We start from the raw sequence: 7,947 nt of genomic DNA, 5'->3' as shown, positions 1-7,947 counted from the left end.
GTCTCCTCCCTGGCCAGGGAGAGGCGCTCGGCGCTCCGCTCGCCCGCCGGGGTGAGGCGCAGGCCTCCTCCCGCGTCAGCACGGTGACGAGCAGCGCGCCCAGGCCACCCACCCACACGGCGGCGCCGACCAGGTGCAGCAGCATCGCGCCGACGGCGAGCTCGTGGTTCGCGGCGCCCGACGCGTGGCCGGTGGTCGACTGCATGGCGAGGGCCGCGAGCGGCAGCAGCGTCGCCCACAGGGCGCCCACCGGCCCGCGCACCGCCATCGCGAGCGCGGACGTGAGCGCGGCGACCACGATGATCGCGAGGTAGAGCCGGCCGAGGTCGAGGTCGGTGACGAACTGCGCGAGGCCCTGCCCGAACGCGGGCGAGGCCGGCGAGGTCCCGGAGATGTTCGCGTACCGGAGCACGAGCTGGAGGACGGCGGCCACCGCCCACACGGCGCTGGCGGCGCCGGCGGTCGTGAGCACCCGCGTCTGGGTGCGGCCCGGCGGCACCAGGCAGGCCGCGACGAGGAGCGCGCCGACCGTCACCGAGACGCTGAGCTCGGTGAGCACGGTCGTGACGGGCAGGCCGTAGCGCACGATCGCGCCCGGGTCGGTGAAGCCGCTGAGGGCCTGGAACGCGCCCGAGTAGGCTCCGCCGCACAGCACGGCGAGGACGGCGACGAGGGCGGCTGCGGGTCCGGCGGCGACGAGCCACCAGGGACGCGGCGGCACGCTCGGGGTACCGCCCGGCCGCTGCACGGCGGGGGCTGCGGAGGTCACCCGTCCAGCCTATGGGCGGCGGGCGGCGCGCCGGGACGTCCCGGGTGTGAGATCACCTGCCGTGGGGCACCATCTTCCCAATCCAACGATTATCGATTAGTGTCCCAGTCGTCCCTCCACACCGGACGTCATCCACAGCCGCAAGGCCGAACTCCGGGCACGCGAAGCAGCGTCCCGGCGGGGCGGCAACCCGAGAGGATCAACGATGATCAAGCACCGCACCCTGGCGAGCGTGGGCACGCTCACGGTCGCCGCCCTCGCGCTCACCGGCTGCGCCGGCTCCGACGACGACGGCGGCTCCGGCGGCACCACCGAGGTGAGCATGCTCGTCAACGTCACGCCGAACCTCACCGAGGAGTACTGGAACGAGCTGGTCAAGCCGTTCGAGGACGCGAACCCCGGCATCGACGTCGTCGTCCAGAACCCGGGTGCCGAGGGCGTCGCCGCCGCCCTCCCCCGTCTGCTCACCGCGGGCGACGCGCCCGACGTCGTCCAGTCGCTGCCCCCGACCACGGACCTCGCCCCGGAGCTCGTCGACCTGTCCCAGTACGACTGGGCGACGTCCGGCCCGCTCGCCGACCAGTACTCGATCGACGGCAAGTACTACATGGCCGGCATCGGGTTCCAGCTGCAGAGCCTCTTCTTCTACAACAAGACGGCGTTCGAGGAGGCCGGGATCTCGGAGACCCCGACCACGGTGGAGGAGCTCACCGCGGCCCTCGGCAAGCTCAAGGACGCGGGCTGGACGCCGCTGCAGACCGGCGGCGACTGGATGACCAGCCACTCGCTCCAGGCCCTCGGCCTCCCGTCGATCGTCGGCCAGGACCCGGAGTGGTTCGCGCACATGAGCTCGGGCGAGGCCACCTTCTCCGACACGTACGGCGACTCGGTCGCCACCTACGCCGACTGGGTCGCGAAGGGCTACGTCCCCAAGGACGCGCTGGGCATCAAGTACCCGGACGCCGAGCAGGCGTTCCTCTCCGGCAAGAGCGCGGTCTACCCGATGGGCAGCTGGTTCGCCGGCACCGAGGCGAAGGCGGAGGAGAAGGCCGAGATCGGCGTCTTCCGCGCCCCCGCCGTCGACGGCGTCGCCAGCCCTGCCATGGGCGCGAACATCGCCAGCCCGTACTCGATCCTCAAGACCAGCGAGGACCAGGACGCGGCCGCCAAGCTCGTCGAGTTCCTCGTGACCGACCAGGACGCGGTGGCCAGCCAGCTCGAGGTCGACGGCAACTTCCGCGACGGCTACGAGTACGAGATGGACGACCTGGGCAAGGAGCTGCTGCAGATCGTCGCGGACACCCCCGCCGAGTCGTACACGCCGACCGGCCAGGGCTACGGCGAGCGCACGCTGCCCACCGGCTACTCGGACGAGATCAACGCGCAGACGCAGGCGCTCATCGGCGGCACCTCGGCCGACAAGGTCGACTCCGCGATGGACGACTGGTTCGCCGCCACGATCGGCTGACGATGGCGACCACCGTCCCCCTCGCCCGCGCGCGCCGCCGCCCGGCGGCGCGCGTGTGGCGCGACCGCCTGCCCGGCATCGTCATGGGCGGCCCCGCCGTCCTGGTCTTCCTGGCGATGTTCATCGTGCCGATGTTCCTGGCGTTCGTCCTGAGCCTGACCGACTGGAACGGCTACAGCCTGAACTTCACCTTCATCGGCTTCGACAACTACGCGGAGGCGTTCCGCAACCCGCGCACCGTCGACGCGGCGATCTTCACCGCCGTCGTCGCCTTCTGCGGCACGGTGCTGTGCAACGCGGTCGGGCTGTTCATCGCCGCGCTCATCGCCGGCAACAGCCGCGCGAACACCCTGCTCCGCACGATCTTCTTCTACCCGTACATCATCAGCGCGCTGATCATCGGGTTCCTGTGGTCGGCGATGCTCTCCCCCGAGGGGGCGGTGAACGGCCTGCTGGGGCACCTCGGCCTCGGGCCGGTGCCGTTCCTCACCGAGGTCGCGTTCGCGAAGGCGAGCGTGATCCTCACGATCGTGTGGTCGCACTTCGGCTTCAACATGATCCTGTTCCTCGCAGGCATCAAGTCGGTGCCCACCGAGTACTACGAGGCCGCCACGGTCGACGGCGCCTCGAAGTGGCAGCAGTTCCGCAACGTGACGCTGCCGCTCATCGCCCCCGTGTTCACCGTGAACCTCGTGCTCACGCTGGTGGGGCTGCTCAAGGTCTACGACATCGTGCTGGCGCTGACCGACGGCGGGCCCGCCGGGTCCACCCAGACGATCGTCTACCAGATCCTGCGGGACTCGTTCGCGAACTCGGAGCTCGGCTTCGGCGCGGCGCAGTCCGTGGTCCTGCTGCTCGTCACGGCCGTGCTGGGACTCGCGGTGACGTTCGCCCGACGCGGCGCGGAGAAGAAGGTGGCCGACTGATGGCGACGACGACGCACCCGACGACCCCCGTGACCCCGCCCGTGGCACCCCGCACGCCCGCCGCACGCTCGGCGTCGAAGGCCCGGAGACGGCCCGTCCCGGGCGTGGGCACCGTCCTCAAGTGGGTGGTGCTGGGCCTCGGTGCGCTGGTCATGCTCGTGCCGCTGTACATCATGGTGATCAACGCCTTCAAGCCGCAGGACGCGATCATCTCCTCGCCGCTGGCGATCGGCCCGGGCACGTTCAGCCTGGAGTACCTGCAGGCCGCGCTCACCAGCGAGAAGTTCAACGTCGTGCGCGCGTACGGCGTCACGCTGCTGTTCGTCGCGCTGGTCAACGTGTGCGGCATCGCGCTCGCCGCGCCGGTCGCGTACGTCATCGCGCGCGGCCGGTCGAAGTGGCACCTGGGCCTGCTGCTGCTCTTCGTGTCCGGCCTGTTCATCCCGGGCCAGGTGACGCTGATCCCCGTCGTCTTCGTGCTGCGGGTGCTGGGGCTCATCAACACGATCCCGGGCTTCATCCTGTTCGAGACGGCGGCGACGCTGCCGGTGACGATCTTCCTGTTCGCCGCCTACCTGCGCACCGTGCCGCGCGACATCGACGAGGCCGCCGCGCTGGACGGCGCGGGCAAGATCCGCGCGTTCTGGTCGTGCCTCTTCCCGATCATGAAGCCGGTGGTCGCGACGATCGTCGTGCTGAACTCGATCAGCGTCTGGAACGACTTCGTGAGCCCGCAGATCATCCTGGGCCCGAGCTCCGGCATCTACACCGTGACGACCGGCGTGTACGCGGCGGTGGGCGAGTTCTCCACCGACTACACGACCGTCTTCCCGACCCTGCTGCTGGCGGTGAGCCCGGCGATCCTGTTCTTCGTGCTCATGCAGCGGCACATCATCGGCGGCCTCGTCGCCGGCGCCACGAAGGGCTGAGCCCGACCATGAGCGAGACGACCGACCGCACGACCCGCCCCCGCATCCCCACGACGCCGCTGCGCGAGGTCCCGGCCTGGGCCGTGCTGGAGCGCCGCCTGTTCGACGCGACGGAGGAGGCCTGGCGGCTGTTCTCCGACCGCTACACCGGGCCCGACGGCCGCATCCTGCACGCGGGCGGCTTCGAGCACCGCGACGGCGTCGACGACCTGTACGAGCCGTTCTTCAACTGGCCGGCCTTTTACGCCCTCGGCGGCGGCGACGAGATCCTCGCCGCCGCGAAGCACCACTTCGAGGGCGTGACGGCGCAGCTCACCGAGGGCGGCATGCTCACGGACGAGTACGAGAACGGGTACGACTGGTTCCACCAGGGCGAGTCGCTGCTGTTCTTCTACGGCCTGTGCGCGGCGGACCCGGGCGACGAGCGGTTCGCCGAGCGCGCCCGCCGGTTCGCCGCCCTGTACACGGACCCGGCGCACGGCAACTACGACCCTCGGCGGAACCTGATCACGGCGCCGCACAACGGCGCGCAGGGACCTCTGGAAGGTCTGGGCACCGAGTGGCTCACCTATCCGGCGTCGCTCGACTACATGGAGGCGTACGGCCTGCCGCTGCACGGGCTGCCCGGCATCACGCGGTGGTCCGACCTGGAGGACCCGGCGCACGCCCAGCTCATGGGCGACGAGCTCCAGCGCCGGGCGGCGGGCGACACGGCGGTCAACCTCGCCGCGACGTCCCTCGTCACCAACCGGTGGCTGTACGACGGCGACGCCGCGTCCGCCGCGTGGGTGGCGCGGTACGTCGACGGCTGGCGCGAGCGCGCCGCCGCGGCGGGCGGCCTCATGCCCGACAACGTGGCGCCCGACGGCGTCGTCGGCGGCCTGCACGACGGCGCCTGGTACGGCGGCCACTACGGGTGGACGTGGCCGCACGGCCTGCACTCGGTGGGCATGAGCACGCTGATCGGCGCGATCAACGCGTCGTTCGTCTCGGGCGGGACGACCGGCACCCGCGACGACGGCCCGCTCGACCTCGTGCGCACCATGCTCGACACGTCGCTGGAGCACGCGATCACCGCGCCCGTCACCGAGACGCCGTTCAGCCTGCGCGGCAGCTGGCTCGAGCGGCTCGGGCCGCACGCCGCCGAGCCCGCGACGCTCGTGCCGTACCGGTTCGGCGCCGACGGCTGGTTCGACTACGGCCCCCTCCAGCTCGACCTGCCCACCTGGCTGTGGTGGTGGACGCGCGACGACGCCGACCGCAAGCGCCTGGACCGGGTGCTCGACGGCGTCCCCGGCTCCGACGAGGTCCGCCCGTTCCGCGACAAGGTGGAGGCCGGGCACGAGGGCCCGTGGCTCGCGTTCCTCGACGGCTCGCTGCCGGACTACCCGGAGCGCGCGCTGTCGATGGCGCTCGGCCAGCTCGCCCGCCGCGTCGCCGTGATGGACGCCGAGCCCGTGGACCCCGAGACCGTGCACCTGCACTTCTGGCAGCGCGCCAACCCGGTCGTCACGGAGGTGCTGGGGCAGCTGATCACCGGCACGCCGCAGACCCTGTACAACGGCGGGCTCCCGTTCGCCGCCGTCGCGTACACCGACGCCGACCGGCGGCGCCCCGGCCTGCCGCCCGACGTCGCCGCCCTGGTCTCCGGCCTCGACCGCGACGCCGACGGCACCGGCCGCGTCGAGCTCAGCCTCGTCAACCTCTCCCCCACCCACGCCCGGCGCGTGCGCGTGCGGCCCTCGCGGTTCGGCGAGGAGCGCCTGACGGGCGTCGTCGTGCGCGGCGAGGACGGCGGCGTCTGGCCCGGCCCGTCCACGGCGTCCGCCGGCCGCGCCGGCACGCGGACCGCCGCGACCGTCCCGCTCGACGCCCCCGACCTGCTCGTCGAGCTGCCGCCGAGCCACCGCGCGGACGTCGTGCTGCTCACCGCACCCGCCGGCAGCTCGCCACGTCACCAGAACCACGAAGGAGCCCGACCATGACCGACGCTCTCACCGACGGGTCGCCCGTCGACACCTTGCCCGTCGACACCCTGACCACCGGCCCCGGCGCGGGCCTCGTGCGGCCCGAGATCGCGCTGCCCGTGCGCGGCGGCGCGTACGAGCGGGCGGACGCGCAGTCCCTGGAGCGGCTCGGCCAGGTGTCGGCGGCGACGGCCTGCGCCAAGCTGCACGGCCTCGGCATCCGGCACTCGTTCGTCGAGGGCCCGCGGCCGCTCAAGCCCGGGTACCGCGTCGTGGGCTCCGCGCTCACCCTGCAGTTCATGCCCCAGCGCGAGGACCTCGCCGCCGGCGACGAGCAGGAGTACGTGGAGCGGCACACGGCGCTGTGGCACGTGCTCGAGGCGGTCCAGCCCGGCGACGTGCTGGTGGTCCAGGCGTACGGCAGCCGGTTCTCCGGCTGCGTGGGCGACATCCTCGCCCGGTACTTCCAGCGCAAGGGCGGCGCGGGCATGATCGTCGACGGCCGCATCCGCGACTCCGGGAAGATCCGCGACCTCGGCCTGCCCGTGTGGTCCACGGGCGTGACCCCGCACTACGCCTCGCAGTCGGAGCTGTTCCCCTGGGCGTACGACGTGCCCGTCGCCGTCGGCGGCGTGCTGTGCATGCCGGGCGACCTCGTCGTCGCGGACGACGACGGCCCCGTCATCGTGCCGCGCGCGATGGCGGACCAGGTGGTCGAGTCCGCGCAGGACCACGAGGAGTGGGAGGTCTTCAGCCGGCGCCGGCTCGACGAGGGCGCCCGTCTCAGCGACTACTACCCGCTGACCCCCGACACCCGAGGGGAGTTCGAGGCATGGCGTTCCGCGCAGGGCTCCGCCCGCTGACCCCGGCCGACGACGGCGCGCCCGACCCGACCGGCGTCGCCGCGTCGTCCTTCGGCCTCGGCTGCGCGCCGATCGGCAACCTCTTCACCCCCGTGGCGGAGGCCGACGCCGAGGCGACGGTCGGCCGCGCGCTCGATCGCGGGATCCGCTTCTTCGACACGGCGCCGCACTACGGCGAGGGCGTCAGCGAGCTGCGGCTCGGCCACGCCCTGGCCGGCGTCGACCGCGACTCCGTCGTCATCGCCACCAAGGTGGGCCGCGTGATCGTCGACGCCGACGGCGCGCCCGTGCCCTCGGGCGGCACCGGCGGCCCCGGGGGCACGACGGTCGGCGACCTCGGCCGCGACGGCGTGCTGCGGTCGCTGGAGGGCAGCCTGGCGCGGCTCGGCACCGACCGCGTCGACCTGCTGTACCTGCACGACCCGGCGGACGTGGACGAGGCGCTGCGGGGCGCCCTGCCCGCGATGCTGGAGCTGCGGGACCAGGGCGTGGTGCGGGCCGTGGGCGTCGGGATGGGGCGCAACGCTCCCGTGGCGCGCCTGGTCCGCGAGGCCGCCGGCGCGCTGGACGTCGTCATGCCCGCCGGGCGGGTGACCCTGATCGACCGCACCGCCCTGGACGACCTGCTGCCCGCCGCCCGCGAGCGCGGCGTCGGCGTCGTCGCGGCGGGGGTCTACAACTCCGGCGTGCTCGCCGACCCGGTCGCGGCGCCGTTCTTCGACTACCACCCCGCGTCGCCGGACCAGGTCGACCGGGCCCTGCGCATGGCGGCCGCGTGCCACCGCGAGGGGATCGACCTGCCCACCGCCGCCGTCCGCTGGCCGCTGCGCGTGCCGGGCGTGGAGGCCGTCGTCGTGGGGGCGCGCACCCCCGCCGAGGTGGACGTCTTCGCCGACGCCGCCGACGCCGTCGTCCCCGATCGCCTGTGGACGGAGCTCGACGCGATCGCGAGCTCCGCCGAACAGGCGGTTGACACCGTTATCGGGTCGCATGGCACCGCATAACGGTGTCAACCGCCTGTTCGG

General features: G+C 73.0%; 6 protein-coding genes and 1 pseudogene. 6 read left to right on the top strand and 1 reads right to left on the bottom strand.

Annotated elements, in window-relative coordinates:
* Positions 1 to 769, bottom strand: a pseudogene (locus tag ACFWEK_RS15925) (copper resistance protein CopD); the annotation flags it as partial.
* A gap of 205 nt (positions 770 to 974) precedes the next feature.
* On the opposite strand from ACFWEK_RS15925, the gene ACFWEK_RS15920 reads away from it, so the two are divergent.
* From ACFWEK_RS15920 to ACFWEK_RS15895, 6 genes are read left to right on the top strand one after another with little or no spacing between them, the layout of a single operon-like run.
* On the top strand, positions 975 to 2,237 hold the full coding sequence (locus ACFWEK_RS15920) for an ABC transporter substrate-binding protein (protein ID WP_430546454.1): 1,263 nt from the start codon (positions 975 to 977) through the stop codon (positions 2,235 to 2,237).
* A gap of 2 nt (positions 2,238 to 2,239) precedes the next feature.
* On the top strand, positions 2,240 to 3,163 hold the full coding sequence (locus tag ACFWEK_RS15915) for a carbohydrate ABC transporter permease (protein ID WP_430546455.1): 924 nt from the start codon (positions 2,240 to 2,242) through the stop codon (positions 3,161 to 3,163).
* The gene (locus tag ACFWEK_RS15910) at positions 3,163 to 4,092 is read left to right on the top strand and encodes a carbohydrate ABC transporter permease (protein ID WP_430554654.1); all 930 of its coding nucleotides are present in this window, start codon (positions 3,163 to 3,165) and stop codon (positions 4,090 to 4,092) included. Before ACFWEK_RS15915 ends, ACFWEK_RS15910 begins: the two co-directional genes overlap by 1 nt.
* Before the next feature lie 8 nt (positions 4,093 to 4,100).
* A complete protein-coding gene (locus ACFWEK_RS15905; protein ID WP_430554653.1) occupies positions 4,101 to 6,077 on the top strand; it encodes a hypothetical protein in 1,977 nt (658 codons plus the stop codon).
* A complete protein-coding gene (locus ACFWEK_RS15900) occupies positions 6,074 to 6,922 on the top strand; it encodes a ribonuclease activity regulator RraA (RefSeq protein WP_430554652.1) in 849 nt (282 codons plus the stop codon). Before ACFWEK_RS15905 ends, ACFWEK_RS15900 begins: the two co-directional genes overlap by 4 nt.
* On the top strand, positions 6,892 to 7,926 hold the full coding sequence (locus tag ACFWEK_RS15895; protein WP_430554651.1) for an aldo/keto reductase: 1,035 nt from the start codon (positions 6,892 to 6,894) through the stop codon (positions 7,924 to 7,926). The genes ACFWEK_RS15900 and ACFWEK_RS15895 overlap by 31 nt, the downstream gene beginning before the upstream one ends.
* The last annotated feature ends 21 nt before the right edge of the window (positions 7,927 to 7,947 follow it).

Source organism: Isoptericola sp. NPDC060257 (genome assembly GCF_042726645.1).
Lineage (GTDB): Bacteria > Actinomycetota > Actinomycetes > Actinomycetales > Cellulomonadaceae > Isoptericola > Isoptericola nanjingensis.
This window is presented reverse-complemented; position numbering and strand designations above follow the sequence as displayed.